Below are 26,646 nucleotides of genomic sequence, written 5' to 3' on the forward strand. Positions count from 1 at the left end.
AATCTGTACCTAATGTATTTTATTTGCGCAATGATTCGTTTAGCCGCTAATGCTCCACAATCGGAGCAAAAAGGTCAATTGAACACCGCGAAAAAGCGGCGATTATGTTAGGCTAATGGGCAATTATTTGTACTTTTACCGCGCTGCGCACGTCATCGCGCAGCCCACGAGGGAAACTATGTCGGCTCAAGACTCTCTGACCAATGCATCACCAATGGTTTTAGTAGACGGTTCATCTTATTTGTACCGCGCTTTTCACGCGATTCCACCACTGACCACCAGCGATGGCCAACCGACCAACGCGGCCCGCGGTGTGATCAGCATGATTCGCAGTTTGATTGGCCGTTACCCTAACTCCCCGATCGTGGTGATTTTCGACGCAAAAGGTAAAACCTTCCGCGACGATATGTACAAAGAATACAAAGCACAACGCCCACCAATGCCAGACGATCTGCGCCTACAAATCGAACCGATCCACCGCATGATCGAAGCCATGGGCTTACCATTGGTGATCATCGAAGGCGTGGAAGCGGACGACGTGATCGGCACCATCGCCAAACAAATCGGCGGCGAAGGCCGTGAAGTCGTTGTCTCAACGGGTGACAAAGACATGGCCCAGCTAGTGACGGACAAAGTCACACTGGTGAACACCATGACCGATACCGTGATGGACGTGGAAGGCGTTAAAGAGAAATTCAAAATCCCACCAGAGCTAATCATCGATTTCCTCGCGCTAATGGGTGACAAGGTCGATAACATCCCAGGTGTACCGGGTGTCGGTGAGAAAACCGCCCTCGCCATGCTACAAGGCATCGGCAGCCTAGAAGAAATCTACGCACGCCTTGATGACATTGCCCCGCTTGGCTTCCGTGGCTCAAAAACCATGGCCAAGAAAATGGAAGAACACCGTGAAATGGCCGAGCTAAGCTACAAACTGGCGACCATTAAATGCGACGTGGAACTGCCATTTGATCCACACACATTGAAAAACGAAGAGATCAATAAAGAAGCCCTACGCGAGTGGTTCACCAAACTGGAATTCAAAACTTGGCTGCGCGATCTAGATAAAGCCCCTGCTTCCGGCACCGCCGATGACACGGTAGACAACGATGATGAGCCAGCGCCTGCAGCCAATATCGACGTCGAGTACGATACTGTTCTCGATAAAGACAGCTTTAACGCTTGGCTGAAGAAAATCCAAGACGCCGAACTTGTGGCCTTTGATACGGAAACCACATCTCTTAACTACATGGCGGCCGAGCTTGTTGGTGTGGGCATCTCTGTTGAGATCGGAAAAGCCGCTTACATTCCCGTGGCCCACGATTACGAAGGCGCACCAGAGCAGCTAGATCGTGATTGGGTACTAGAGCAACTTAAGCCTTGGCTGGAAGACGACAACCAGAAAAAAGTCGGTCAGCACCTTAAATACGATGCTAACGTATTGAACAACTACGGCATCACCCTACGTGGCATTGAATTCGATACCATGCTCGAATCGTACGTGCTGAACTCCACCGCCACTCGCCACGATATGGACAGCCTAGCGTCTAAGTTCCTTGGCCACACTACCGTTAGCTTTGAGGAGATCGCAGGCAAAGGCGCGAAGCAGAAAACCTTTAACCAGATCGATCTTGAACAAGCGGCGTTTTACGCAGCAGAGGACGCCGACATTACCTTACGTCTACACCACGCAATCATGCCAAAGCTGGAAAAAGAAGGCGATCTAGTTAACGTCCTAAAAGACATCGAACTGCCATTGGTGCCTGTGTTAGCGAAAATGGAACAAACTGGTGCTTTGATCGACCCAGACCTTTTGCACGCACAAAGCTCCGAGATCGCTGCTAAATTGCAGGAGATCGAGATCAAAGCTCACGAAGAAGCGGGCCAAGCCTTTAACCTAAGCTCACCGAAACAGCTGCAAGAAATCCTGTTTGAGAAGCAAGGTTTGCCTGTTATCAAGAAGACGCCAAAAGGCCAACCTTCGACCGCTGAACCGATCCTGCAAGAGCTGGCAGAGCAATACGAACTGCCGCGTTTGATCATGGAACACCGCAGTATGTCGAAGCTAAAGTCGACCTACACGGACAAGCTACCAGAGATGCTGCAAAAGACCGGTCGCATTCATACCTCTTACCATCAAGCGGTCACAGCAACAGGCCGTTTGTCATCGACCGATCCGAACTTGCAGAACATCCCAATCCGTACCACCGAAGGTCGTCGTATTCGCCAAGCGTTTATCGCCCCAGAAGGCTACAAGCTGATTGCTGCCGACTACTCACAAATCGAGCTACGCATTATGGCGCACTTATCACAAGATAAAGGCCTATTGGACGCGTTTGCCCACGATGTGGACGTGCACAAAGCCACTGCCGCAGAAGTCTTCGACACCACGGTAGACGAAGTGACCACCGAACAACGCCGCCGCGCCAAAGCCATCAACTTCGGTCTGATCTACGGCATGTCGGCCTTTGGCCTGGCGAAACAGCTAGGCATCGGCCGCCCAGAAGCGCAGCAATACGTACAGCGCTACTTTGAACGCTACCCGGGCGTGCGCACCTACATGGACAACACCCGTGAAAGCGCCAAAGAAAAAGGCTACGTGGAAACCATCTTTGGTCGTCGCTTGTACCTACCCGAGATCAAAGCCCGTAACGCCATGATGCGCCAAGCCGCCGAACGCACCGCGATCAACGCCCCGATGCAAGGTTCCGCTGCCGACATCATCAAACGCGCCATGATCAACATGCACGAATGGCTTGCAGAAACCAAGCTAGAGGTGAAAATGATCATGCAAGTACACGATGAATTGATCTTCGAAGTGGCCGAGAAAGACCTTGATGCCGCACAAGAGAAAATCGTCGAAATTATGCAGACAAGTAGCGAGATCGACGTGCCGCTATTGGTGGAAGCTGGGGTTGGGAACAACTGGGACGAGGCGCACTAGGCACCTCTTTACTGATTTACTCTCAGGGGTCAGATCCCTTATACACCAAATTTGGTTGAGACTAACACTTAGCCTTTACGTGAAAGGGATCTGACCCCTTTGGGCAAAGTGGCTAAGAAAGACCTAGCGGCTGCGCGAGAAAAGATCGTTGAGATTATGCAGAATAGTAGCGAGATCGACGTGCCTTTGCTTGCAGAGGCAGGGGTAGGAATGAACTGGGACTAAGCGCATTAAGCACCTCTTACTTTCAAGGCACGCACTCTCAGGGGTCAGAGCCCTTATACACCGAATTTGGTTGAGACTAACACTTAGCCTTTGCGTGAAAGGGATCTGACCCCTATGAGGGTTTCAGGCAAAAGAAAAGGAGACTTGAAGGTCTCCTTTTTAGTACTTAATAGATGGTAATGCTGACATCTACCGAATTAACTAAAGCTTGCTCTGACGGCAAAACTAAAGTCAAAACGGAGATGATGATGGCTTTAATGAATAATTTATTCATGCCATGCCCTCCTCTAATATTGAAAATAAATCATTAGAGAAAGGTTGAAGAATGCAGCTCAGATCACTACAGTACGAGTGCTGAAGTCGAGTAAGTGCTCTGATTGATTAATCAACCTTTCTCGCAATATAAAAGCTCCTTTAACTTATTGTTATTGGGGCTTTTTTATTGCATAACCAACTGGCTAAGGCTCGAACAATAGTGCTCAAACCATTGAAAATCAAGGCTTGAAAAACGCAAAATTTTACACCTCGTAAGCAACAGAAGTGGTCGCTCACCCCTCTTTACCCAACATTTCAATAACCTATAATTGCAACACTTAAATAAGAAATTTCGTTTGCTAATTTATGGCTCCGAAAGTAGGTATAAGGGGTCAGATCCCTGCTAGGTAAATCAGCCCTATTCACTTTGGTTTCTATTCATGGAGGAAAAGATGCCAAGAAGACCCCGTACATTAATGCCGAATGTACCCGTCCACATCGTTCAACGTGGCGCATCGCGCGAAGCTGTTTTCTTCGAGGATGAAGATTACAAAGCCTATGCTGGTTGGATGAAGGAAGCCGCTGAGGCTTATGACATTGCAATCCATGCATTTGTCTTGATGACTAATCACATTCATATCCTACTTACAGCTCAGAACCCTGAGAATGTTGGCAAGTTTATGCAGCATATTGGGCGTCGCTACGTTCCTTTTATTAATCATAAATATGGACATAGCGGTTCTCTTTGGGAAGGGCGTTATAAAAGCAATCTAGTGCAATCAGAGTGCTACTTTCTGGCGGTGATGCGTTATATCGAATTGAACCCCGTAAGAGCCAATATGGTCGAGCAAGCCGCCCACTATCGTTGGTCTAGCTTTCGACATAACAGCGGTTTAAAACCGCTGTCGTTTATTACGCCCCATCCTATTTTTAATATGCTTGGTTCAGATACTGCCACCCGAAGCAGCAACTATCTTTCCATGTTTGAACAGCACCAAAACTCGCAAGAGATCAATGCTATTCGTAATGCTTGGCAAACAGGCAGGTCGCTGGTTTAGGGGTCAGATCCCTTATACACCAAATTGGGCTGAGACTAACACTTAGCCCTTACGTGAAAGGGATCTGACCCCTTTGTGTCATTCGTTTTAAGAATTAGCTTTTTCAACAATCCTCTCTAGCAGTGGCATCCATTCACTTTCGACCTTTAGCGCGAAGCACTCCTTTAACGCATCGGCTAACTGCTCAGCGTTTAACTCTCGCTGCTCCACTGCGCCGTTGCGTGGGCGAACCGTTAGGCGGTTATTTAGCAGTGCATAACGCGTGTCTGGTGTTGCTCGCGCCATCATTAAGTTGTGGCGGAATTTGGAGTTGGGGCTGGCGGAGGTAAACCAATTGGCCACGTCCATATCGATCGGCTCAAGTGGTTGGCTGGCAATATCGTATAGGTCTTCCCATTGCTCCTGTACGTTCACCTGCAACATCCAGCCATGATCATGCATCAAAATACGAAACGCTTCGTGCTGTCCCTGTTGTGGTTCATTGGTTTCCAGACGCAGTGGATCGGTCAGTACGAGGCCACCAAAGCCTACATCTGCCAACCACCATTCACCTTCGATGCGAACTCTTAGCACCTGATGGGTTCTTGGGCCAAATGGCATATCAGCGGGTTGTCGCCAAACGTTACGCGCCATTAACGATTCGACTTCAAATCCCAGTTGTTTCAGCACGTCCATAAACAGCGCATTGTGCTCAAAGCAGTAACCGCCACGACCATTGCTAATGAGTTTTTGTTGGATGTTGTCTAGATCCAGACTGATACCACGCTCAAGTAGGACGTCAATATTCTCAAAAGGTATGTGCGCCGGATGCAAAGCGTGAATGGCTTTTAGCGTTGAAAGCTCTGGTGTCGCTGGTCCTTGGTAGTTGATACGGGCGAAATAGTCTTGCAGGTGGATCATGTTCTATACAGCCTTAGTAAGTCCTGTTAATAACCAAAATGCTGGCGTTGCGTGTCTACAGCCATGTTATGTGGAATCGACGTGGTGAACAATTCGGAGCCCTGAAAAATGCAGCCATTGCTCTATTTTCATCTATCCCCAATATCCTTGCCGAGCCCACCATCAATTGAGCAATATATTTCTCAAAAGTAACACCAATCAATATTTTTGAGAAATATATTTCCCAAAAATAACTTTATCCGTCTAAAATGAGTAATATCCTGCTCATTTAGGTGTTCTATGAAATCACTCACTATCCAAGCACTTGTCGATCAACAATGGCGTGATATGGCTATTGTGACACTTAATGACCCTGCCAAAGGGGTGGTTAGTCCATGTAGTCTGGGCTACGAGATGGACTATTCGATTGAATGGCTAGAGTGCGATGATGAACACGCTTGCAGCTTAACACTCCCTGTACAAGTCATGATTGAGCATGAAGCGGATCGCTGGTTTGGCTTTTTGGAGGATATCGTCCCTGCCGGTGCAGCACGTCGTTATCTCGTCGATTATTGGGGATTACAGGACCTGTCGGCAGGCGAACAAGATTCAACCTTGTTAGAAAAAGGCACCATTGCGCCAGTTGGCAATTTGCGTATCAAAGAGTCTTTGCCCACAGTCGCAACAGGTTCAACGCTCCATCTACGCAAGTTCACAGTGACAGATGTGATCAACCGCGACTCTGACTTTTTAGCGTACGCTCAGGAAATGGGCGCAATCAGCGGCGGGGCTACCGGCGCGGGGGGCGAAGCGCCAAAGTTACTGCTGCGTTGCTCTGCTGAAAACGATATTTGGATTGATACTTTCCAAGATCAGCATACGCTTACAGATCATCACTATTTGGTGAAATTTCCAAGAGGCCGCCGCTCACAGGATGACTGCGATATCTTGCGCGCTGAGTATCACTTTTACCAAGAGTTAGCTGCCATGGGCTTTGCAACCATCAATACTGAGCAGATGCGCTTAATCGAAGGGGGTCGTTACCCTTCTCTATGGTTACCTCGCTTTGATACCCATTGGAATGGAAACGCTTGGGAGCGTTATGGTTTGGAGTCGATTTTCTCCGTGCTGCATAAACCTGCTGGAAGTTATTTAAACCATTTTGAGGTATTACGCGCAGTATGCAGTTTGCTCGGGAATCGCTCAGAAACCTTCGATCAAGAAGCGTTTGTATGTGACTGGCTCGCTCGCGACTTGCTCAACATTGCTTTTGGCAATACAGATAACCACGGACGTAATACCGCACTACTAAAGCGCCCTAATCATATTTGGCTTTCACCTATTTATGATTTTGCCCCCATGAAAGTTGATCCCGAAGGCGTGACACGTACCACAAAATGGGGGCCTCCTTTTGAGGAAGGCGGTGAATACCGCTGGCACGCCATCACAGAAGAATTAGGCGATCTGTGTCCTAGTAACATTTCATTTTCCGCTCTGCAAAACACGGCTCAAAAGTTAGTGGGGTTACAGGACAGATTGACTGAACGAGGCGTGGCAGAACGTATTTTAAGGGTGATTCAAATCGAATGGCTGGAAACTAAACTGACTCGCTGGGGGCTTTTATGAGCATGACACCTGCCGAACGCCAGGCATTGTTGGTACAACTGCTACAACAGCATTTACTAGGTGAAATCAGCCAAGGGCAAATGCTTAAGACGCTACGCAAAGAGGTCTTAGGCTTTTCTCAAACCCGCTACGCGGAGTTTGTCGGAGTCAGTCGCCGTACACTCACAGATATTGAGCAAGACAAAGGCAACCAAGCCCAGTCGATGATTGATACCGTGTTTAAGCCCTTTGGCATTAAATCTGGACTGACGCCGATTCACCCTCATGTAGCGAAGCATATCATGTCGGACAATAAGCCTTAACTCCCACCCAATAGCAATGGCACTTGGCGGCGTTTGACTGGGGTAGATTTGACAATTGAAGTGTTGGTTTCGGCAATTTCACAGACTCGATTGAGGATCTCGTCGAGCTGGTGGATATCCGTCAGACATAGACGTGCGTAAAAACAATCCTCCCCTGTGACTCGGTCACATTCGATAAATTGAGGGATGGATTGAATCAATTCCTCCAGTTCTTTTAGCTTGCCGGGCAGCTGTCTCATACGCACGATCGCTTGCAGGGTATAACCGATTTGTTCCGGATCTAAGGTCACGGTATAACCTGAGATGACCCCTGCTTCCTCTAGGCGTTTAAGGCGCTCGTTGACGCTGGGCGCTGACATGTTCACGGCGCGTCCAAGCTCGGCTATGCTCATGCGTGCGTTGTCATTGAGGAGCGTGACCAGCTTCGCATCGATACCGTCCAGCGCCTTACCTTCGATTTTAAGGTTACTTCTCATTTTAGCCTCATCTTATAAATGTCGATGGCGGGTTTTACACAGGTTTATGCATGCCAATACCCGTTGAAAGCCTCTAATCTTATGCTTATTCAACGTTAGGAGATTAGAGCGTGAAAGTAAATGACACGACCAAAGGGAATCTAGAGATGATTCTCGCCATGATGCTGTCAGGCACCATTGGCTATTTTGTGGTGCATTCAGGACAGTCGTTTTGGAATGTGGTGTTTTTCCGCTGTGTGATTGGTGGTGGGCTGCTATTGGCCTATGCCTTTTATCGTGGCGTATTACCAGAAGCCCTCAAGCAGCGTAGCATGCTGTTGCTGGTGCTGTTGGGAGGCGTCACATTGGTGGCGAATTGGGTATTTCTGTTTGCCTCGTTTTCTTATATCCCATTTTCTATCGCGACGGTGGCGTATCACACACAGCCGTTAATGCTGGTTTTAGCCGGGGCATTTTTGGCTCGCCAAGCACCCTCTGGCTCGCTGATTTTTTGGCTGATCGTCTCCTTTACTGGGTTATGGTTTGTGATCGAATTGGACATGGCGGAAGTACGCGGCTTGTTGCAAGGAGATACCCGTTCTGTTGAAGCCATCTTTGGTTTGGGCTTAGCGCTGGCAGCGGCTCTGCTATACACAGTAACCACCTTGATCACCAAGCAAGTAAGCAGTGTACCGCCGTATTTAGTCGCCTTGATTCAGATGGGTGTCGGTGTGCTGATGCTGCTGCCATTTGTGCAATGGGGAGCCTTACCATCTAACAGCACTTCTTGGTTGGACTTGTTTATCTTAGGGGCGATCAACACCAGCTTTATGTACATCATTATGTACGATGCATTTCAAAAGCTGCCGACCAATTTATTGGCAATCTTGTCGTTCATCTATCCGATCACTGCTTTATTTGTCGATCACATTGCCTTCGCAACGCATATTTCCGCTTGGCAATTAGTGGGTGTCGCACTGATTCTAATATCCGTGTGTGCGGTGAAGTTTGATTGGTCATTGCCAAAGCTTGGCCGTCGCTCTGCCAAAGAAGGTATCTCTTAAACAATAGGGTAGATAAATATCAGTTTTCCTTTCTAAAAGAGTAGCCCTAGCAAAAGCTACTCTTTGCTTGATTCCTCACCGAGCCACCAGTAATGTGGCCAGCCCCATAAATACCACACCAGATACGCGCTCTATCCAGTGTAAATACTGCTGTAGCCTTTGACGAAAGCGAGGCTGCGCAATACAAGATATCAGCCAGTAATCCCAAACCAATACCACAACAAACATCCAGCCTCCGGCGAAGGTTTGTTGTAATAACGTCGCCTGTTCACCCAGTATGGAGCTCATCAAGCTTAAATAGAATAAGGCATTTTTCGGATTCAGCAATGCAGATCCCAGCCCTAATAAGAGCATCTGTGTTCGGTTAAAGCGATGATTTAAATGCTCCCCGCTAACGCATCCATTTTCTTCGCTAAATCAAAATCTTTTGCCGATAAGCCGGCTACGTCATGAGTCACCAGCTGCACATCCACTTTGTTGTAGACATTTGACCATTCCGGGTGATGGTCTTTTTTCTCAGCGAAGAGCGCACACATGGTCATAAAACCAAATGCTTGTTGGAAGTTTTTAAATCTAAACGACTTAGTGAGTTTGTCGTTTTCAATGGTCCATTCTTGTGCAGTGCTTGCGTTCAGCTCTGTTAAAGCTTGTTGGATCGCTTGTTCATCGAGTTTTATGTTTGGCATATTTTATCCTTACGTCTGAGTGGACAGACCACTTTAGAAACCGTGCAACCTTCTCTTATCAGCTTAACCTAAACAGCTCTACCCACACATCAGGGCTTGGACTAAGCCAGTAGCCAACACCACAGCCAATAACAAATAAGATCGAAGTGAAAGGTTGCCCCCAATCGGTGAGTTTCATGGCGGTGCCGAAGGAGCGTTTTACACGTAAGCCAGATAACTCAACACTATAGAGTTCATCAAGGATCAGATGAATGGTGGCACCAAGAAAGATAAAGCCACCGATGCCCCATGCGGTTTGGGCGTTAAGGGTAAACACATGGTAAGCAAGTGGCACCGCTACAGCGGTAAAAAGAAGGTTCGCCAAAACACTGTGTAATACGCCACGATGAATGGTGAGTTTTTCGAAGCACCATTGCACCGGAAAGCGGATCAAAAAGTAACTGGCAATGGCGAGGCCCAGCAAATGCCAGTAGCTCATTTTATCGAGCCATACGACGAGACTAAGCCCCGCAACCAAAGTGGCAAAAAGACGAAATACGATCCGTATGGCAATCGATTCATCTGCATCAATGTCGGGTAACATGCCGCCTAAAATACCCGCTAATCCATACAAAATGGTATCGTTGATATCCGCCAAGCCAAAGATAAAAGCGCTGACGGCCAGTGGCGCACTAATGACGGCAGCGACGGTAACATGGGTTTTAAAATCTGCCATGGGGCAAAAATACTCTTACTACGATGACGATTGATAAAAACTCAACCCTAGCGTTTATAAATGCTATCAAGTGAGTGGGCGCATACTACAGAAAAATCATCAGAGTTAAAGAGTGTCACCAGATCCCTTTAAGATCCTTTACACGATTAATGGTATCCTTACGCAATTAAAGCCCTCAAATACTGGAAACGACGTTGACCAACAATGATATTTTGCGCCGTGTGCGCTACACCTTCGATTTTAAAGACAGCACTATGGTGGAGATTTTTGCGCTAGCCGATGTGAGCGTTAGTGCAGAACAAGTCAAAGCTTGGTTAAAGAAAGACGATATGGATGGCTTTGAGCCAATGGAAGATATTGAGTTGGCATCCTTTCTAAACGGTTTGATTACGCTTAAACGTGGTGCTCGCGAAGGCGACAAGCCCGTGCCGGAAAGCCGTTTGAACAACAACATCATCCTGCAAAAGCTGCGCATCGCCATGGCATTTAAAGCCGAGGATATGTTGGAAGTGATGCGCCTTGCAGAGTTCAACATTAGCCCACACGAGCTAAGCGCGTTTTTCCGCAAGCCCGATAACCGCCAATACCGTAAATGCAAAGACCAAATCCTGCGCTACTTCTTGTTAGGATTGCAGCTGCATATGCGCTCATCGAAAAAACAAGTAACGTCCAAAAGCTAAATTATTGAAGCCTGTTTGACCTAAGAGGCGCACCATAGCGCGCTAAAAACATACTGACGGTTTCACGGATCACTTGCTCCTTGCGCGCCTCTGACACGGTTTCAGATTGCAAAAGGCTTGGGTAAAACACAAAGGTTTTCAGTTGATAAATGAACTGCATGGAGGCAAATGGAATATCGTCGATGTGCAGCACACCTTGTTCACAGGCGTCTTCAAGAAATTGATCCAGATACACCTGACAGCCTACTTTTTGCTGGGAAAATCGCTCCGCCAGTTCTGGTTGTGTTAGCAGCTGGATAAAGCCTACTTTTGCGAGCTTAATAAAACTGTCCGATGACAAACGTGCAACTTCGCTTGCCGCAATTGTCGTCAATTGATCGGTAACTGACTGCTCTTTGTTAAATACCACCACCTCATCATCCGCTTGGCGTTCGAACATGCGGATCATAATGGCCTGAAACAGCTCATCCTTCGTTGCAAAGTGATTGTAAACCGTACGCTTGGAAACTTCGGCACGCGCTGAAATCGCGTCCATACTGGTGGTTTCTACCCCGTGCTCGGCAAACAAGGCTTCTGCGGCATCTAAGATTTGTAGACGTTTTCGATCGCTTAGTTTCATGACATACCCATGTGATAAGAAGCCACAGTTTAGCGCAATTAAGGAAAAAGTACACCGACGGGTTTACTTAAGAGCCACACTGAAAGTAGACTACACCGAGTAGTTTACTTTTGCGTATTGGCAAATTGGAGTTTAAAGAATGAAATGGTATCTATGGGTGCTTTTGGTGGTGGTCGTTTTGGTGGTTGGTGTCTACCTGCTTAACGCGTCCATAGCGTCTAAGTCTGCAACCTTTGCACAGTCAGAACATTATCGTGATGGTCAGTTCTATAATGAAGCACCTCGAAATAAGCCTTCGACAGGCGAAACCATTGGTTTATTTATTCGCTTCTTTACTGAGAAAAAGGTCAATACTGTCCCGCCTTCGGTACCGATGAAGACACTCTCTCGTTCAGATTTGGAGACATTGAGCGATGATCAAGTTCATGTCGTCAAACTTGGGCACTCATCATTGCTGGTGAAAATGTATGGTGAATATTGGCTGTTGGATCCGGTCTTTGGCGAACGTGCATCGCCCTTTTCCTTCGCTGGCCCGAAACGCTTCCATCCGACGCCGATTGCCATGGACGAGCTGCCACCGATTAGCCGAGTGTTGATTTCCCATAACCACTACGATCATTTGGATAAACCAACCATCGAGTTTCTAACAAAATCTCAGCCTAAATTTTATGTGCCATTAGGCGTAGGCGGCGATCTTGAACGTTGGGGTATTGCCTCGCAACAGATTGAAGAATTCGACTGGTGGCAGGAGCAAAGCATCGGTGATGTTTTATTAGCCTTTGCGCCCACGCAACACTTTTCAGGTCGTGGCATGAGCGATAGCAATACCACCCTATGGGGTTCTTGGGTGATCAAAACACCGAATACGTCGTTATATTTCAGCGGTGACTCGGGCTACTTTGATGGTTTCAAACGCATTGGTGAACGTTACGGGCCGTTTGATTTAACTTTTATCGAAACCGGCGCCTATGACAAAGACTGGGCAGACATTCACATGACACCCGAACAAAGTGTTCAAGCTCACTTAGACGTCAAAGGTAAAGTCATGATGCCCGTTCATAATGGCACTTTTGACTTGGCCTTTCATGCTTGGTCTGATCCGCTGGAACGAGTGCTCAGCGCCGCAAATCAGAACAATGTGACCTTATCTACTCCCGTTGTAGGAGAGGTTTTCTCACCATTGGAATCACCTATTGAAAAGCGCTGGTGGCAAGGGGTTCAATAGCCTCTGTGCGTTTTCACTCGCCATTCAAAAGGTGATAAAGCCACTAATAGAATCAGTGAAACCAATAAAAAGTCCCCTTTTATTGGTTTTTATCTGCGCAGTTCTTAAAGATAGCTGGTTTCTAAGCGTTGTATGATAGATGCATGTTTAGAACTCAAAGGAAAATTTCGTGCTAGTACGCATTATCAGTCTTTTTGCCCTCCCCCTTTTGTTAGTCGCTTGTGACTCGACACCCAATCACTCGTTCGATGGCACGATGAAAACAGAAACGCCTTCCGCTATGGAAGCGCAGCCTTCAACACACGCAACATCCGAGTCAGAAGATGGCGGTTTACTGGCGCAATTAAAGGCCGATGAAAAAGCTGCGGAGCAGGAACAAGCAGCGAAGGAGCAAGATAATCGACTTCGTGAAGCAAAGTTTGAGCAGAATCTGACATTGAAAAAGTCAGTCGGCACCACAGTCTGTACTTGGCAAAACAGTGTCGGTACGGTGAAAAAGGTTGAGCAAGACCGCGTGCAAATTGCTGTTTATGGCCGAGCTCTTTCTGCGACGAATGGTATCTTTTTTAGCCCGAGTGAAGGTTCCCCCGATCTTACCACACAAGAAGGTAACGTTTGGACAGACGGCCATGACTGGGCCGTCTGTGACGCAACGCTTCGCTAATATCTCGTTAATCTTCTATTCGCTACTACTGTTCATTTATTCGTACCGTCGGTGCAGATTCGACAATAAGAGGCGTACCGTCTTGTACATTGGCGATGTACTGCTTGCTGGCTTGGACTTCCTCTTCGGTAGTAAACAGTCCAAAGCGGACATAGAATTGCTTACTCTCCTTTGCTTTAATCGTCGGTACCAAACCTAAATCCCATTGGTGACGACGGTTGTAGGCATAGGATGTACCCGGCTCTATCCCAACAACGTATCCTTGTTCTTCGGTGTCGACATTTTTCCAAATCGTTAGCACGGGTAAGCTAGCCACTTGATACGCCACCTCTATTCCCTCAGCTTGGCTCGAACTCTCAAGTAAGGCATACGCCATACCTTGTTCATCCGCTAGACTTTCAATATTGAACACCATTTCATCAAAATTAGGCGTTGGGGCAGGCATTTGTGCCCAAGAATCCAATCCTGCGGCGGCGTAATCATTAAAAGGCGCGACTTTCTTACCCGTCACATGCAGACGTGCGCCTTGACCTAATATCGGCTCACCAAAGTTATTATGGTAAATCGCTTGGCAGGTATTATCGTAGCTAGACAAGTTGGTCAGAGTATCTTGCACCTCGATATAAGGCGAGGACGGCGTCAAGGTTAGGCTGGTTTGCAATTCAAAATTGGTGAATTTGAAGCGTTTTTCATCCACTCGGCCTCGTAATCGCACTGCGTAAGGGGGCTGCTGATCCACCTCCAGCACAATCTCGTCAGCGGGGGTATTTTGGATTCGTCCATGTAGGGTTAGAAATTCGCCTCGGTCTTCTCCTGGATGCCCCGACCACTGATAGCCACAACGGACCATCATTTCATTAAAGCCATCTAACCAGCCACAACCACCGGATGCTTCTTGATTGATAAAACTTGGATGCACCACTTCTTTTACAGGCGAATCCCAGCCAAAGCGAACGCCTCCGCGAATGGCATCTAAAATCCCCATGCCTCGCGTTGGTATGACCCGAAGAGTTGTCGCTCCGACCGTTAATAAAATCAGCCGCGAGCCATGCTGCTTGCCACCAAATAAAGTCACCTGCTCAATGCGTAAGGTAACGTTTTCCGGTAATCCAAAATCCTTCGCATCACGCTGGAAGTCTCCCAAATCGATGCCTTCACGCTGACTTAATATCGTTAAAGTAGCCGTAGTGTTATTTGCCATGCAGGGTGCTCATCTTAGTTGCATTGGAGACATTGTGTCTCACTGTATTCGATTTGTCTGTAAGGATTAGAACTCAGAATATTCAATTTCTACACTGCCAATAACTTTATTTATTACCTTCTCTTTAATTAGTCATCTGTCATAGAAGTTGTCATCATCTTATTGTATTGTCTCGCGTTGTATTAGATGGATTAAGGGAATGATCCTCGTACTCGCAGACCCTTCTCTTACATCTTAGCTAATCCTACTTAATTGCTGCTTACAGCAAATTCACTATTTTCTGAATGGTCATATGCAGGAGTGTTAAATGGCTTTCGATTACGGATCAATTGATTTAGGTTTAAAAAACCCGTTTAAAAAAGAGGGAGCAGTAACCTCTGTTCGAGGCAGTATACAAGTAGCACTTGGTCTTTACTTGTTGGTACAAGCCGTTAGCTATGTGCAGACTAGTAAAGCCGCAGGTTGGTTGTTCGTCATATTTGGAGCAATTCTACTGGCTGGCGGCCTAAAAGCATTAGGCGGCGGCATTTATGCTATGTTGCGGTATTTTGTAGGACGGAACCACCCGACCTCTCTGGCATATAATCATAGTAAGTCTGAATCTAGTACAGCAGCTGAAGAAGCAAGCTTTGTCGCTTATGACAGTAAAACGCTGGAAGAGATGCTAATCGGAAGAAAAAATACTTCTTTTACTGAACCAGTTGGCTTTCTAGCTCGATTGTTACATAGTTTTGTTCCGAAACTGCTGTTTATGCCATACCCAATTCGAAACCTAGTACAACGACTTTTTGGCGCATGGGTTTCCACTGTCATTTCCCTGATTGCATTTGCATTCGTTGCTTTCGTCTCTCTATCAGGCCTTGCTGGTAATACGGGTGAGTTAGCATTCCCCATTTACTCCATCATGCTACTTTTCTACGTCATTTCTGTATGGCGTACAGCTAGCAAACCACTGAACAGAAATGCAGAACTACATATTGAGTCTCTTGGCTCTGGAGCTTTAGTTAAAGTCTTAGTTTGGTCGCTCATTTTACCCGTAGGCGTAGCAATGGCTTTAGATTGGTGGATCAGTAACTCAAATATGACGGCTGCTCAACTGCAAAACGCCTACAACAGCTTGCCGACATTGCACACTTATGCCTATTTGATTGGCGTATTCATCGTATCTACGCTAAGCACTGGGCTAATCTTAACAATGCTAATAAAGCGTTTAAAAAACACTAACCCTGTCACAGAAGTGTCTGAGCTACGTGAGAACTGGCAAGAATCAGTACATCCAAATGAAATCTTCATTAACTTAGATAACTTGGTTATGGCAGATCGCCGCTACAAAGAAGTACCAAATCGAGTGTATCAAGAGCTAGATCCGACCCTGAATCAGCAAGTTGAAGGAAAAGGTGATTTCAGTGGTAAGTTACTTCAAGAAATCCAGCCAAAGTTCAAGTCTATGAATTTAGGAGCCAGCTTTAACTTAGCTCGTATGGTCACACTGGTGAGCGGAAATATTTTGTTTGTTCTTTCTAGCGTTATAGTATTCTTACTGACTTATAAATTGTTCGATTTGTATCAGCTCAGTCAAGCAATGAACCTAGATAGTGTCCGTAGACTGGTCAACAGCGGTGATTTATCTCTTTTCGCAGCGAGTGCTATGACTGTATTACAGTTCATTTTGATTGCAATGATTGCGAAATCATTCGCTCGACTACTAAGTAATGCTGCTCACACATTCTTCGCTGAAATGCAGTTTGAATCTCTACTAATTTACTTTAAATGTGAAGGCACATTTACTGAATCCAAAATTTCCACTGGCACGGGAATACATGACAGCACACGCTCTGAGAATACCTTAGTACGTAGTAGTATTACACCGTGGATAGTCGTGACTCGTATCGTATCAACCACCTTTGCAGCAACCGGCATGCGCAATTTAGAGCACCCTCGTTATATCCAAGAAATGCACAAGGACAACAGCGAACTAGAGAATATTCGTAGCGATGTCATTGCCTTTCTAAAAGATCGAGAATCCATCGCATCCATAACCAGTGAACGTGATTTAGGCAATGCATCACAAATTCATCAGCTAAATCAGCAAACTCGTGCCTATATTAACGAGCAATCGATTTCTGCAATAACCAAAGATGATGACGCTGCAGGCTTCCTAGAGAAAGAAGCTGAGCAGCAAACAAAAGAAAATATCTAGCGTATCCAAGGCCCTTGTTTGTACAAGGGCCTTTTTTATGGCGGTTTTTGATAGTTGATGTTAGATATTTATTTGTAAAAATACAGTTTTAGCAATTGCAATCACAATTGTTCATTTGCTCTAACTTGCGACATACTAGCCCTATTCAACAATGTCATGGAGATAAGATATGTACCAAGAATATAAAGTCGAGATTGTCACGGAAGGGGGTTGTGGCACCCTGTTGCTAGGTTCTTCAGGCTTGCCCATTAAGCGTCTAGAAGCAAAGCTAAACGAGGCCGCAAGTGAAGGCTGGCAGTTGGTGTTTCAGGTCATTGAGAAGAAACGTTTCTGGCTTTTCTGGACCCGTGAAACCGTTATTATCACATTAGGTCGATAATCTGTTGGCAGCTTTTTTAAAGCGCTTCGTTATACGCAGAATCCGCCGCTATCAAGCCAATGGTGGCGGCACGGAACAGTTTCGCGTATCGTGCAACTTTCGTCCTACTTGCTCTGAATACGCTACCCAAGCCATTGAGAGGTATGGTTTGTGGCGTGGCGGCTGGCTAACCCTAAAACGGCTACGACGCTGTAACATTCGCGACCAAGTGGGACATATTGATGACCCATTATTGTAGGTGAGTTTGATGTTTGAAGCTTGGCGTTTGCGCCAACAACAAGTCCATGATGACGAAGAAGCCCTTCGTCAGCTATTGCGTTCTCTTCCTGACATTCAGCGGAAAAGCTTTTATAAGCGCTATTCTCCCAAGCTAAAAGATCCAGATACCTATGCCGCTTTAAACTGGTTCTTTATAGCAGGGTTGCATAACTTTTACCTAGGTCAATGGCTACTAGGCCTTGCGGATTTGTGTTTAATGTTACTTGGGGTTGTACTGCTCTTTCTCGCTGAGCCATATGTTGGTATAGCTGTTATCGGATTGGTGATACTGATTGAGCTACCCGCGCTGTTTCGCAGTCAAATCATCGTTGCGAACTATAATAATCAGCTCGGCTTTCGCACACTGCAATCATTACCCTAGCCGCTAACACCAATCATCGCTACAATCGTGCAAATTTTCTGCAGTGCTCTACACTGCAATCAATCCCGTCATTGCGTTTTTATATGGAGTATAAGATGGCAAAGTCTTCCATGTTACAGAAGTCTGTACTGTGTTTAGTTGCTACAGCGGCCCTAGCTACCGCTGGTTGTTCAACCACTGAATCAAACCGTGTGGTTGCGTCTGAAACCGTCACCAGTTACAAGACAGATTATCAAGGCGTGAAAACCACCTTGGTCGTCGGCAACTTTCAAAACCGCTCTTCTTATATGCAAGGACTGTTTTCAACTGATACAGACCGTTTGGGGAACCAAGCTAAAACCATTCTTAAAACGCACTTACAGCAGACGAACCGTTTTAAAGTGGTTGATCGTGAGAACTTAGAGATCCTAAAACGTGAAGCTGAACTAAATGGTGCAAAGCAAGCGCTTACCGGCGCTCGTTACACACTGACCGGAGACGTCACTGAGTTTGGCCGCAAGGTAACAGGTGACAAGCAGCTATTTGGTATTCTTGGATCAGGTAAAACGCAAACAGCTTATGCCAAGGTCAGTCTGAATATCGTAGACGTGTTAACAGGTGAGATTGTTTACTCGACCCAAGCCGCAGGCGAGTACGAGTTGAGCAATCGTGAGGTGGTTGGATTTGGCTCCACTGCAAGCTACGACGCGACACTGAACGGCAAAGTCTTAAACTTTGCCATCACCGAAGCCGTTAACCACATTGTTCGCGACCTAGAAAACGGTACTTGGACTGTCCAATAAGATGCATGCTTACTTCCCAACTTTAAAAGCCCGCAAAGTATGCGGGCTCATTCTCGGCATCGGTATGATTGTCCTGTCGGGCTGCTCAACACACCAGCCAACGTTCTACTGGGGCAACTATGAACAACTGGTTTATAAAATGTACCTAGAACCAGGCAGTGCGGATGCCTCAATGCAAATTGCAGAGCTAGAAACCGTGATACAAAAAAGCGCGGCAAATGGCTTACGTATCGCACCTGGCATACATGCTCATTTAGGTTACATGTACGCGTTGGAAGGTAATATGGCTCAAGCGAAAGCTGAATTCCAAACCGAGAAAGCGCTGTTCCCTGAATCAGCCGTTCTAATCGACGGTATGTTAAATCGTTTAGAAGGAGCCAAGCAGTAATGATGTTATGGCGAAAATCCTTATGGCTGATAGGCAGCTTACTGAGTCTATTCTTAGTAGGCTGTGCTACAACGCCTTCAAGCTACAATTACGACGCTTTACTGGCGGCAAAACCACGCTCTATTCTGGTGATCCCGCCAAAAAACAGCTCTCTAGAAGTGAATGCACCGTATGTCTTCTTGTCTACGATCAGTAAACCTCTTGGTGAAAAAGGCTATTACGTCTTCCCCGTTGCCGTCATTGAAACCTTTCTCAAGGAAAATGGTTTACCCACTCCCGAAGAAATGAACTTAGTGCCAATGGACAAGCTCTATGAGCACATCGGTGCTGACGCAGTGCTTTACACCGAAATCAACGATTGGGGACAAAAATATAACATCCTGTCATCTGATACTGTGGTCGATGTCAGTATGCGCTTGGTCGACAGTAAAACCGGAGTCCTACTCTGGGATGCTCACGCCTCAGCCATACAGCGCTCTGACTCAGGGGGTGGCGGCTTGCTAGGTAATGTCATCAATGCTGTGGCGACGCAGATCATTAACTCGATGAACGATCAAACGCCTGAATTGTCGAGAACCGCCAATCACATCGCCATCAATCGTCTAAATTACGGATTGCTTGACGGGCCCTACGCGCCTCCTAAAGAGTAGTTTCCCTACACAGCCAGGTACCCGAGTGCCTGGCTCATCCTCAAGAACAACATCACCCTAAAAAACACTAATGACAATTATTATCAATTAATATAGATTATTATTCTCAAAATAGAATTTAATCTGTCATATAGGAATGATGATAATATGTCTGAGCAAAAATTAAACGATGCTATGCAGCAAATGCTAGCGGAGCAAACCCCTATTCTAGCTACCGTCATCAAAGAATCAGGTATGCCAAACATCGGCCCTAAACGTTCACTACGTGTTTTTGATGGCAACCATCTGATTTTCAACGAAAACACTGGCGGTCAGACACTAGAAAACATTAAGCAAGGCTCTAAAATCGCCATTGCTGTCATTGATCGACCAAACTTGGATGGCTACCGCTTTGTCGGCTCTCCAGAAGTGCATTACGAGGGTGAGTACTTTGATAATGCCGTTCAATATGCAGAAAACAACGGTATGAAAACACCTAAGTGCGCCGTGCTTATTAAAGTCGATGAAGTGTTTACACTGAAATCTGGCCCAACAGCAGGTCAGAAAATCGCTTAATCTAACGCTTGACTGGCTACCTTGAACACAGGGTAGCCTATCTCGCTCTCATTACGCTCTTTCTTTGACATGCAGTCCGATGAGAAACTCAACGCCTTGCCCTTCTTCACTGCGACATTCAATCGTGCCACCGAGTACGTTAGTCACTATATTGTAAGTGACATTTAGGCCTAATCCTGTTCCGCCTTTACCGCGATTAGTGGTAAAGAAAGGATCAAATATCTTAGGTAGATTCAAAGAACTGATGCCTTTGCCATCGTCTCGGTAACGAATATCAAAAGCCCGATCGCCTAAGTCATTGACGGTAATACCAATCGTGCCAGAATCCTTCCCATCAAAGCCGTGGTGAATTGAGTTCATAATTAGGTTGGTGAACACTTGTGAAATCAGCCCTGGATTTGTGTAGACGTTAATATCTATAGGACAATCGATGACGACTTCGGCATTTGCTTTGCGCACAACAGACCCTAGGCTAAAGACGATTTCCTCTAAGTACTCCTTCAGATTAATCTCTCGATCTTCTTCACTGGTCTGATCCACTGCGATCTGCTTAAAGCCTTTCACCAACTGGGCTGTTCGATCCAAGTTTTTCTTAACGATATCGGCAATATCTTGGCTACTACCAAGGAAATCTTCTAAATCTTGCTCCGTTAGCTCACCGTTCTGATAGCGACGGTTTAATTTATCTCGCTCTTCTACAAACTGGGTGATGCCCATTAGCCCCACACCAACAGGTGTATTGATTTCATGGGCGACCCCTGCCACCAGAGACCCCAGGCTCGCCATTTTTTCTGACTCTACCAATTTGTCTTGAGTCTGCTTGAGGTTCTCGATCGTGCTCTCAAGCTCAGCGTTACGTTCAACAATCTCAAGCTCTAGCTCTTTTTTATCGCTGATATCGCGTGTGATTGAGTAGGTCACTTCGCGCCCATTCAGCGATAAAAGCCCCACAATTAGCTCGGTCCAAAACTCGGTGCCATCGGTCTTCTTATGCACCCATTCACAACGAAAACTTCCGTTTTCAAATACCTCGGCAGCCCGCTCTTCAAAGTGCTCTGCCGTTGTTCTACCATCTGGCTGATATACTGGTGAGACAAGCACCGGATTCAGCCCTATTACCTCGTCCTTATGTTTGAAGCCCATTAGTTTAAGGAAAGCTTTATTACAATCGAGGTACTTCTCACCGTCAAAGAAAGTTAACCCGTCTTCAGACTCATTAAAGAGTGTCTCAAAGGTGAGCTTCTGATCTGCGATCTTAAGCTCTAATTCTTTCTTCTCAGTGATGTCCCGTGTGGTTGTGAAAAACACTTCTTCGCCGTTTAAAACGATGGTGTTGACGATGATTTCTGTCCAAAACTCGGTGCCATCGGTTTTCTTATGCACCCATTCAAAGCGTGCATGCCCGTTTTCTATAATTTCGGTATTGAGCTCGATTGCTCGTTCAAAGGAAATACTGCCATCTGCTTGCAACTCAGGCGAGATGGCCAAAGGGCTCAAGCCGATAATGTCTTCTTTCGATTCAAAGCCCATCATACTTACAAAGGCTTTATTACAATCGAGGTACTGTCGGCCATCGTAAATAGTCATGCCATCTAGGGATTCTTCAAAAAGGGTTTCAAAGGTTCGTTTTTGTTGCTCCAACCGGAACTCTAAATCTTTCTTTTCAGAAATGTCCCTGATCACAGCGTATATTGAATCTACGCCATTAAGCGTCACTTTTGTCAGAATCACTTCGGTCCAAAACTCGGTGCCATCAACCTTTTTATGCATCCATTCGAAACGATTATGCACACCTTGCCCCAGAGAACCTTTAATCACTTCTTGGGCTGCTTCTTTAGATGTTCTACCATCCGGTTGGTACTCTGGCGATACCTGCGAAGGATGAATACCAATCACCTCTTCCTTTGACGAAAAGCCAAACATTCTCACAAACGCTTTATTGCAGTCAGTGTATTGTTTGCCATCAAACACACTTAAACCGTCCAAAGACTCGTTAAATAACGTTTCAAAAGTCTCTTTTTGCTCAGCGATTTTGAGCTCTAGGTCTTTCTTCTCTGATATATCGCGCCAATTGGCATGCACTACTACTTCACCATTAAGGACCATCTTGGTGAGGATGACTTCTGTCCAAAAAGGCTCGCCATTGAACTTTTTATGGATCCATTCAAAACGCACACTGCCTTCGTTGTAGCAACGCTCAATAAGCTGCATCCCCTTATCAGCAGAGCTTTGACCGTCATATTGAAACTCAGGCGAAAAGTCGAATGGTGTCAAACCGATAAAGTCTTCTCGTTTAGAGGCACCAACTAAATCCAGCATCGACTGATTACAGTCGACAAAATAACCGTCCTTAAAAATGGCCAAGCCATCTTTCGAATCCCGGAATACCGTTTCAAAACCACTGTCCTGAGTTGCTGTTTCTGCCATATGCACACCAAATATTGAAACTGAATTTGTAGCGATAAAAACTCTGTCTCTATTGAAGCTAGCAAAAGCCTCCGAGATTGCCACTTCCAAATGTATACACATCATTGGAGCGTTTAGTGACTGTAAATGATGCTTTTTGAGCCAAAAGAAGTGCTTACCCTGTTCATACTAGGGGAGTGTGGTAATCTGAAGTGATCGTTATACATTAAGGAGCATATTTTGTTTGCGACAGCCAAGGACCCTAAGCATAAGACACTGAGCATCTCTCTTTACTTCAGTACTGCCTTTTCTTGGCCCCCTTCCCCTCTCTAAATAGACCCTAGAAAACACTACGCCTTTTTCACTAAGGCACTCTTTCTAACAATAACAAACTAAAAAGTGATTTTATGGATAGCATGGATTGTAAGTCTTATAACCTTCGTTACCTCTTGTCGATTTGCGGAATTGCCGCACTCGGAGGGCTTTTATTTGGCTATGACACCGCCGTTATTTCTGGTGCCGTTAACCCTATCTCCCGATATTTCGAACTTACTCCGTTTGAAACAGGCTGGGCTGTCTCAAACGTAGCCATTGGCTGCATTGTAGGTGCGCTATCGTCTGGCTGGCTCGCCGGTAAGCTTGGTCGTAAAAAAGCGCTGATTCTGTCTGCCTTACTATTTACCATCTCTGCCATTGGCGCCGCAGTGGCTATGAGCTTCTCATCATTTATCGTTTACCGTTTGATTGGCGGTATTGCCGTAGGCATTGCATCCAGCGTGTCGCCTATGTACATGAGTGAAGTCTCCCCCAAAAACATTCGTGGCCGAGCTGTTGGTATGCAGAACTTTGCGATTGTATTTGGTCAGGTGGTGATTTTCTTTGGTAACTTTATGATTGCCAAAGGCGCGGCGACGGAATGGATCGATACTGTCGGCTGGCGCATTATGATTGGCTCAGAGGTGATTCCTTGTCTGCTTTTCTGTCTAGTGGTGTTTATGATCCCAGAATCTCCTCGTTGGCTAGTGATGAAGGGGCAGTCAGCAAAAGCGAAACGCATCTTAAGCAAAATTGGCGGTTCGCAGTACGCAACGCATGAATTAGCCGCCATCGAGAAAAGCCTCACCTCTCTAAACCAAACAGTTCAACAACAAACACAAACGTCGCAGTTGCTAAAGGAAAAACGCTTTTGGTGGATCGCCATCATTGCCAGCATGATCGCTGTGTTCCAGCAAGCCAGCGGCGTCAACATTATGATGTACTTTGCCCCAGTGTTATTAGAAGGTGTGACTGGGGATGCTGAAACGGCCCTGTTTATGACCATCTGGATTGGTGTTATCCAGCTAATTGGTACTGGAATTGGTGCGTTTCTAATGGACAAAGTTGGCCGTGTACCGCTGCTTCGTATGGGGGCACTTGGCTGTATCCTTGGATTATTAACCACGTCGTACTTCTTATACGGCAGTGGCTCGATGGACGCTGCCAGCGCTACCCTGTATGGCTACTTAACCCTAGCGGGCATGCTGATCTTTATGGTGTTTTTCTCATTCTCTTGGGCTTTGGGTGCTTGGATCATCATTTCCGAAATCTTTCCAAATCGCATGCGCTCTTTCGGTATGTCGATTGCCATCACCTTTATGTGGGTCAGTAACTTCCTAATCAGCCTGATTTTCCCAATTCTGAACGAGAACACCTACCTCATTGAGCATTTCCATGGGGCAGCTCCGATGTGGCTATTTGCGGGCATTATGGCGATCGCTTATTGGTTTATCGGGCGATACCTTCCTGAAACAAAAGGTGTTCCACTCGAACAAATGGAGCAAAATGTGATCAGCAAAGTGGAGCAACGCCCTTTACAAACCAGACTCACCACTCGTTAAGTGGTATGCTGACGGATCATTAGGCATACGTCATTTGAGGTCATTATGGCGACGCGAACGCGCGGCATTTTAAGATGGAGTTGGTCCATCTTATGGAAAATAGCATTATTGTGGATATTGTTACTTCTACTAACGCGCTTCGTGCCGCCTCCGACATCAGCGTTTATGCTGCAAAGCTCTTACCCCGTCCAGCAATCATGGGTAGCGATCGACGAGCTACCCAGTTATATGCCTCTCGCGGTGGTTGCTTCTGAGGATCAACGCTTCCCAAATCATTTTGGTGTCGACTTCACAGCTATCAGCAATGCACTGGAAGATTACAGCGATGGCGAAGGTCTGCGTGGCGCCAGCACTATTTCCCAACAGACTGCCAAAAACCTATTTCTCTGGCCTGGACGTAGCCTTATCCGTAAAGGCTTAGAGGCAGGTTTAGCGATCAGTTTGGAAGCCATTTGGGGTAAAAAGCGCATCCTTGAGGTGTATCTCAACATTGCTGAATTTGGCAAAGGCATTTACGGCGTTGAAGCCGCTAGCCAACATTACTTTGGCCGCTCAGCCCGAGCCCTAACATCCAACCAAGCAGCTCGTTTAGCCGTATTACTACCTAATCCGCAGCAACGAAATCCAAATCGACTCAGTGCGCATTTATTTGGAAGAGTGCAATGGATTGAGCGTCAAATGCGTCAATTGGGTGATGCCCACCTCAATACAATACTCCAGTAAAACTTCTTACAAAATAAACATTGATTGATCACTTTTTAATCCTATAATGCGCGTGCTTTTCATGGGGAAAGCACCGTCAATGGAAGCCAGAACAAGGCTTGTCGCACTGCTCCAAACAACGGTTTCAAATCGTTTTCGTATACTCTACGACTGAGGAATAGTGATGAATGACCTGCTTTGGATTGGCCTGCTGATTCTGTTTGGCGCCTTGTTTGCTATGTCTGAAATTGGCATGGCCGCGGCACGTAAGATCAAACTACGTGTCATGCTAGAAGACGGTAATGAAAAAGCCGAATCGGTGCTTGCATTGCAGCAGAACCCTGGCGCGTTTTTCGCGATGATTCAAATCGCTCTGAACGCCATTTCCATCTTAGGCGGTATCGTCGGTGAACAAGCCCTAACGCCGTATATGAAAGACATGGTGGTCATGTTTTACCAAGGCCCTATGCTCGACCAGATCAGCTTTATGTTGTCGTTCTTGGCCTTAACCTCCCTGTTCATTCTTTTTGCTGATCTGCTACCAAAACGCTTAGCCATCATCATGCCTGAGGCCGTTGCTATTAAAATGGTCACGCCGATGCGTTGGATTACCTTTGTGCTGATGCCAGTTGTCTTTCTGTTCAACGGTTTAACCAATGCTATTTTGCGTTTATTGAACTTGCCAACCAAACAGGAAGAGCTGGTTACAACAGAAGACATCGTCGCCATGATGGATGCCGGCGCAGAAGACGGCAGCCTACAAAAGCAAGAGTATCAATTAATCGGTAACGTATTTGAGTTGGACAGCTTGACCATCGGCAGTGCCATGACGCCCCGCGATCAAATTATCTATTTCGACGCAGAAGAAAGCAGTGCTGAAATCAGCCAGAAAATTATCGAGCATCCACACAATGACTTTCTGGTCTGTGATGGCAACCTCGACAAGATTCTAGGGGTCATCGAGTCTAAGGAAATCCTGCGTATGGTGCTAAAAGGCGAAGCGGCTCGCATTTTACCCGATCAAATTGACAAGGATTTGTTCTATCTACCAGAAACCCTCACGCTTTCCGAAGCGTTAAATGCCTTTAAAGTTGCACCACAACCTTTTGCAGTCGTGGTTAACGAATATGGCACCGTAGTGGGGTTAGTAACGGTAAAAGATTTATTAAGCAGCTTTATGGGCGACTTAATCACCCCTCAAGACGCCGAGCAGATCGTAAAGCGCGACGAAAACTCTTGGCTGATAGAAGGCTTAACCCCGATTATCGATGTCATGCGCAGTCTAGACATTGAAGAGTTCCCAGACCGTAATCAATACGAAACGCTAGCAGGATTTGTGATTTATAAATTGAAGCGCCTCCCCAAACGCACCGACGCTTTTGTTCACGAAGGTTATAAGTTTGAAGTGCTGGATTTAGAAGGCGTGCGCGTCGAACAATTGCTGGTAACAAGAATTCCCTAGGACCAAC

The 26,646-nt window shown here is 46.2% G+C and carries 28 protein-coding genes; 20 read left to right on the top strand and 8 right to left on the bottom strand.

The genetic code is table 11. The annotated features are described in order from the left end of the window. Positions 1-178: 178 nt before the first annotated feature. The 3 genes from polA (at position 179) to C8D85_RS16175 (ending at position 4,482) form a co-directional block, all read left to right on the top strand. Complete coding sequence (gene polA / locus C8D85_RS16170) at positions 179-2,944, top strand: DNA polymerase I (RefSeq protein ID WP_162847607.1); 2,766 nt, start codon at positions 179-181, stop codon at positions 2,942-2,944. Between the two features lie 99 nt (positions 2,945-3,043). Continuing rightward, entirely contained in the window at positions 3,044-3,169 is a 126-nt protein-coding gene (locus C8D85_RS18235; protein WP_280524928.1) for a hypothetical protein, read from the top strand. A gap of 707 nt (positions 3,170-3,876) precedes the next feature. Then, positions 3,877-4,482, top strand: a complete 606-nt coding sequence (locus C8D85_RS16175) for a transposase (RefSeq protein WP_162847608.1) — start codon at positions 3,877-3,879, stop codon at positions 4,480-4,482. A gap of 87 nt (positions 4,483-4,569) precedes the next feature. Here C8D85_RS16175 and C8D85_RS16180 read toward each other — a convergent pair whose 3' ends face one another. Further along, a complete protein-coding gene (locus tag C8D85_RS16180) occupies positions 4,570-5,382 on the bottom strand; it encodes an arylamine N-acetyltransferase family protein (protein ID WP_133564707.1) in 813 nt (270 codons plus the stop codon). Between the two features lie 279 nt (positions 5,383-5,661). Between C8D85_RS16180 and C8D85_RS16185 the strand changes: the two genes are divergently transcribed. Together C8D85_RS16185 and C8D85_RS16190 are read left to right on the top strand one after the other, a co-directional pair. Beyond that, on the top strand, positions 5,662-6,987 hold the full coding sequence (locus tag C8D85_RS16185; RefSeq protein ID WP_133564709.1) for a type II toxin-antitoxin system HipA family toxin: 1,326 nt from the start codon (positions 5,662-5,664) through the stop codon (positions 6,985-6,987). Continuing rightward, positions 6,984-7,289, top strand: a complete 306-nt coding sequence (locus C8D85_RS16190) for a helix-turn-helix domain-containing protein (RefSeq protein WP_133564711.1) — start codon at positions 6,984-6,986, stop codon at positions 7,287-7,289. Before C8D85_RS16185 ends, C8D85_RS16190 begins: the two co-directional genes overlap by 4 nt. Here the strand turns inward: C8D85_RS16190 and C8D85_RS16195 are convergent. Continuing rightward, positions 7,286-7,765, bottom strand: a complete 480-nt coding sequence (locus tag C8D85_RS16195; protein ID WP_133564713.1) for an Lrp/AsnC family transcriptional regulator — start codon at positions 7,763-7,765, stop codon at positions 7,286-7,288. The genes C8D85_RS16190 and C8D85_RS16195 overlap by 4 nt on opposite strands. 110 nt (positions 7,766-7,875) lie before the next feature. Between C8D85_RS16195 and C8D85_RS16200 the strand changes: the two genes are divergently transcribed. Further along, positions 7,876-8,808: a DMT family transporter gene (locus tag C8D85_RS16200; RefSeq protein ID WP_133564715.1), complete on the top strand. Its 933-nt coding sequence runs from the start codon at positions 7,876-7,878 to the stop codon at positions 8,806-8,808. A 75-nt stretch (positions 8,809-8,883) separates the two neighbouring features. Here C8D85_RS16200 and C8D85_RS16205 read toward each other — a convergent pair whose 3' ends face one another. From C8D85_RS16205 to C8D85_RS16215, 3 genes are read right to left on the bottom strand one after another with little or no spacing between them, the layout of a single operon-like run. Continuing rightward, the gene (locus tag C8D85_RS16205; protein WP_133564717.1) at positions 8,884-9,162 is read right to left on the bottom strand and encodes a LysE family transporter; all 279 of its coding nucleotides are present in this window, start codon (positions 9,160-9,162) and stop codon (positions 8,884-8,886) included. A 23-nt stretch (positions 9,163-9,185) separates the two neighbouring features. Next, entirely contained in the window at positions 9,186-9,494 is a 309-nt protein-coding gene (locus C8D85_RS16210; protein ID WP_133564719.1) for a 4a-hydroxytetrahydrobiopterin dehydratase, read from the bottom strand. Positions 9,495-9,552: 58 nt separating this feature from the next. Further along, on the bottom strand, positions 9,553-10,209 hold the full coding sequence (locus C8D85_RS16215) for a metal-dependent hydrolase (protein ID WP_133564721.1): 657 nt from the start codon (positions 10,207-10,209) through the stop codon (positions 9,553-9,555). A gap of 194 nt (positions 10,210-10,403) precedes the next feature. Between C8D85_RS16215 and C8D85_RS16220 the strand changes: the two genes are divergently transcribed. After that, positions 10,404-10,889 (top strand): YehS family protein, encoded by a 486-nt coding sequence (locus tag C8D85_RS16220; RefSeq protein ID WP_133564723.1) that lies wholly within the window; start codon positions 10,404-10,406, stop codon positions 10,887-10,889. A 1-nt stretch (position 10,890) separates the two neighbouring features. Here the strand turns inward: C8D85_RS16220 and C8D85_RS16225 are convergent, their stop codons facing one another. Continuing rightward, entirely contained in the window at positions 10,891-11,508 is a 618-nt protein-coding gene (locus C8D85_RS16225; RefSeq protein ID WP_133564725.1) for a TetR/AcrR family transcriptional regulator, read from the bottom strand. A gap of 139 nt (positions 11,509-11,647) precedes the next feature. On the opposite strand from C8D85_RS16225, the gene C8D85_RS16230 reads away from it, so the two are divergent. Together C8D85_RS16230 and C8D85_RS16235 are read left to right on the top strand one after the other, a co-directional pair. Further along, positions 11,648-12,733: an MBL fold metallo-hydrolase gene (locus tag C8D85_RS16230; RefSeq protein ID WP_133564727.1), complete on the top strand. Its 1,086-nt coding sequence runs from the start codon at positions 11,648-11,650 to the stop codon at positions 12,731-12,733. Between the two features lie 169 nt (positions 12,734-12,902). Further along, positions 12,903-13,397, top strand: a complete 495-nt coding sequence (locus tag C8D85_RS16235) for a hypothetical protein (RefSeq protein WP_133564729.1) — start codon at positions 12,903-12,905, stop codon at positions 13,395-13,397. 25 nt (positions 13,398-13,422) lie between these two features. Here C8D85_RS16235 and C8D85_RS16240 read toward each other — a convergent pair whose 3' ends face one another. Next, entirely contained in the window at positions 13,423-14,598 is a 1,176-nt protein-coding gene (locus C8D85_RS16240; RefSeq protein WP_133564731.1) for an aldose 1-epimerase family protein, read from the bottom strand. A 307-nt stretch (positions 14,599-14,905) separates the two neighbouring features. Here C8D85_RS16240 and C8D85_RS16245 point away from each other — a divergent pair, with 307 nt between their 5' ends. The 8 genes from C8D85_RS16245 (at position 14,906) to C8D85_RS16280 (ending at position 20,192) form a co-directional block, all read left to right on the top strand. Further along, the gene (locus C8D85_RS16245; RefSeq protein WP_133564733.1) at positions 14,906-16,798 is read left to right on the top strand and encodes a hypothetical protein; all 1,893 of its coding nucleotides are present in this window, start codon (positions 14,906-14,908) and stop codon (positions 16,796-16,798) included. A 169-nt stretch (positions 16,799-16,967) separates the two neighbouring features. Beyond that, a complete protein-coding gene (locus tag C8D85_RS16250; protein WP_133564735.1) occupies positions 16,968-17,177 on the top strand; it encodes a DUF4177 domain-containing protein in 210 nt (69 codons plus the stop codon). Positions 17,178-17,181: 4 nt separating this feature from the next. Next, entirely contained in the window at positions 17,182-17,415 is a 234-nt protein-coding gene (gene yidD, locus C8D85_RS16255) for a membrane protein insertion efficiency factor YidD (protein ID WP_133564737.1), read from the top strand. A gap of 9 nt (positions 17,416-17,424) precedes the next feature. Then, positions 17,425-17,817, top strand: a complete 393-nt coding sequence (locus C8D85_RS16260) for a TM2 domain-containing protein (RefSeq protein ID WP_211342220.1) — start codon at positions 17,425-17,427, stop codon at positions 17,815-17,817. Positions 17,818-17,912: 95 nt separating this feature from the next. After that, positions 17,913-18,599, top strand: a complete 687-nt coding sequence (locus C8D85_RS16265) for a CsgG/HfaB family protein (protein ID WP_244937040.1) — start codon at positions 17,913-17,915, stop codon at positions 18,597-18,599. 64 nt (positions 18,600-18,663) lie between these two features. Then, positions 18,664-18,987 (top strand): DUF4810 domain-containing protein, encoded by a 324-nt coding sequence (locus C8D85_RS16270; RefSeq protein ID WP_244937041.1) that lies wholly within the window; start codon positions 18,664-18,666, stop codon positions 18,985-18,987. After that, positions 18,987-19,637 (top strand): DUF799 domain-containing protein, encoded by a 651-nt coding sequence (locus C8D85_RS16275; protein WP_244937042.1) that lies wholly within the window; start codon positions 18,987-18,989, stop codon positions 19,635-19,637. The genes C8D85_RS16270 and C8D85_RS16275 overlap by 1 nt, the downstream gene beginning before the upstream one ends. Positions 19,638-19,784: 147 nt before the next feature. Beyond that, on the top strand, positions 19,785-20,192 hold the full coding sequence (locus tag C8D85_RS16280; RefSeq protein WP_211342221.1) for a pyridoxamine 5'-phosphate oxidase family protein: 408 nt from the start codon (positions 19,785-19,787) through the stop codon (positions 20,190-20,192). 51 nt (positions 20,193-20,243) lie between these two features. On the opposite strand, the gene C8D85_RS16285 is transcribed toward C8D85_RS16280, so the two are convergent. Continuing rightward, entirely contained in the window at positions 20,244-22,619 is a 2,376-nt protein-coding gene (locus C8D85_RS16285; RefSeq protein ID WP_162847609.1) for a PAS domain-containing sensor histidine kinase, read from the bottom strand. Positions 22,620-23,005: 386 nt separating this feature from the next. Here C8D85_RS16285 and C8D85_RS16290 point away from each other — a divergent pair, with 386 nt between their 5' ends. The 3 genes from C8D85_RS16290 to paeA all read left to right on the top strand — a co-directional run bounded on the left by C8D85_RS16290 (position 23,006) and on the right by paeA (position 26,639). Next, a complete protein-coding gene (locus C8D85_RS16290) occupies positions 23,006-24,475 on the top strand; it encodes a sugar porter family MFS transporter (RefSeq protein WP_244937043.1) in 1,470 nt (489 codons plus the stop codon). Between the two features lie 45 nt (positions 24,476-24,520). Beyond that, complete coding sequence (gene mtgA / locus C8D85_RS16295) at positions 24,521-25,198, top strand: monofunctional biosynthetic peptidoglycan transglycosylase (RefSeq protein WP_133564743.1); 678 nt, start codon at positions 24,521-24,523, stop codon at positions 25,196-25,198. 163 nt (positions 25,199-25,361) lie between these two features. Then, positions 25,362-26,639 carry a polyamine export protein PaeA gene (gene paeA, locus C8D85_RS16300; RefSeq protein ID WP_133564745.1) on the top strand — a complete coding sequence of 426 codons (1,278 nt, stop codon included), beginning with the start codon at positions 25,362-25,364 and terminating at the stop codon, positions 26,637-26,639. Positions 26,640-26,646: the final 7 nt, after the last annotated feature.

Origin of the sequence: Marinomonas communis (assembly GCF_004363305.1) — a bacterium.
GTDB classification, from domain to species: domain Bacteria; phylum Pseudomonadota; class Gammaproteobacteria; order Pseudomonadales; family Marinomonadaceae; genus Marinomonas; species Marinomonas communis.

Bases quoted from the DNA above. Each gene is read 5' to 3' on its own strand.
- polA (WP_162847607.1), top strand. From the start codon at position 179: ATGTCGGCTCAAGACTCTCTGACCAATGCATCACCAATGGTTTTAGTA.
- C8D85_RS16175 (WP_162847608.1), top strand. From the start codon at position 3,877: ATGCCAAGAAGACCCCGTACATTAATGCCGAATGTACCCGTCCACATC.
- C8D85_RS16180 (WP_133564707.1), bottom strand. From the start codon at position 5,382: ATGATCCACCTGCAAGACTATTTCGCCCGTATCAACTACCAAGGACCA.
- C8D85_RS16185 (WP_133564709.1), top strand. From the start codon at position 5,662: ATGAAATCACTCACTATCCAAGCACTTGTCGATCAACAATGGCGTGAT.
- C8D85_RS16190 (WP_133564711.1), top strand. From the start codon at position 6,984: ATGAGCATGACACCTGCCGAACGCCAGGCATTGTTGGTACAACTGCTA.
- C8D85_RS16195 (WP_133564713.1), bottom strand. From the start codon at position 7,765: ATGAGAAGTAACCTTAAAATCGAAGGTAAGGCGCTGGACGGTATCGAT.
- C8D85_RS16205 (WP_133564717.1), bottom strand. From the start codon at position 9,162: ATGCTCTTATTAGGGCTGGGATCTGCATTGCTGAATCCGAAAAATGCC.
- C8D85_RS16210 (WP_133564719.1), bottom strand. From the start codon at position 9,494: ATGCCAAACATAAAACTCGATGAACAAGCGATCCAACAAGCTTTAACA.
- C8D85_RS16215 (WP_133564721.1), bottom strand. From the start codon at position 10,209: ATGGCAGATTTTAAAACCCATGTTACCGTCGCTGCCGTCATTAGTGCG.
- C8D85_RS16225 (WP_133564725.1), bottom strand. From the start codon at position 11,508: ATGAAACTAAGCGATCGAAAACGTCTACAAATCTTAGATGCCGCAGAA.
- C8D85_RS16230 (WP_133564727.1), top strand. From the start codon at position 11,648: ATGAAATGGTATCTATGGGTGCTTTTGGTGGTGGTCGTTTTGGTGGTT.
- C8D85_RS16240 (WP_133564731.1), bottom strand. From the start codon at position 14,598: ATGGCAAATAACACTACGGCTACTTTAACGATATTAAGTCAGCGTGAA.
- C8D85_RS16245 (WP_133564733.1), top strand. From the start codon at position 14,906: ATGGCTTTCGATTACGGATCAATTGATTTAGGTTTAAAAAACCCGTTT.
- C8D85_RS16250 (WP_133564735.1), top strand. From the start codon at position 16,968: ATGTACCAAGAATATAAAGTCGAGATTGTCACGGAAGGGGGTTGTGGC.
- C8D85_RS16260 (WP_211342220.1), top strand. From the start codon at position 17,425: ATGTTTGAAGCTTGGCGTTTGCGCCAACAACAAGTCCATGATGACGAA.
- C8D85_RS16265 (WP_244937040.1), top strand. From the start codon at position 17,913: ATGGCAAAGTCTTCCATGTTACAGAAGTCTGTACTGTGTTTAGTTGCT.
- C8D85_RS16270 (WP_244937041.1), top strand. From the start codon at position 18,664: ATGATTGTCCTGTCGGGCTGCTCAACACACCAGCCAACGTTCTACTGG.
- C8D85_RS16275 (WP_244937042.1), top strand. From the start codon at position 18,987: ATGATGTTATGGCGAAAATCCTTATGGCTGATAGGCAGCTTACTGAGT.
- C8D85_RS16280 (WP_211342221.1), top strand. From the start codon at position 19,785: ATGTCTGAGCAAAAATTAAACGATGCTATGCAGCAAATGCTAGCGGAG.
- C8D85_RS16285 (WP_162847609.1), bottom strand. From the start codon at position 22,619: ATGGCAGAAACAGCAACTCAGGACAGTGGTTTTGAAACGGTATTCCGG.
- C8D85_RS16290 (WP_244937043.1), top strand. From the start codon at position 23,006: ATGGATAGCATGGATTGTAAGTCTTATAACCTTCGTTACCTCTTGTCG.
- mtgA (WP_133564743.1), top strand. From the start codon at position 24,521: ATGGCGACGCGAACGCGCGGCATTTTAAGATGGAGTTGGTCCATCTTA.
- paeA (WP_133564745.1), top strand. From the start codon at position 25,362: ATGAATGACCTGCTTTGGATTGGCCTGCTGATTCTGTTTGGCGCCTTG.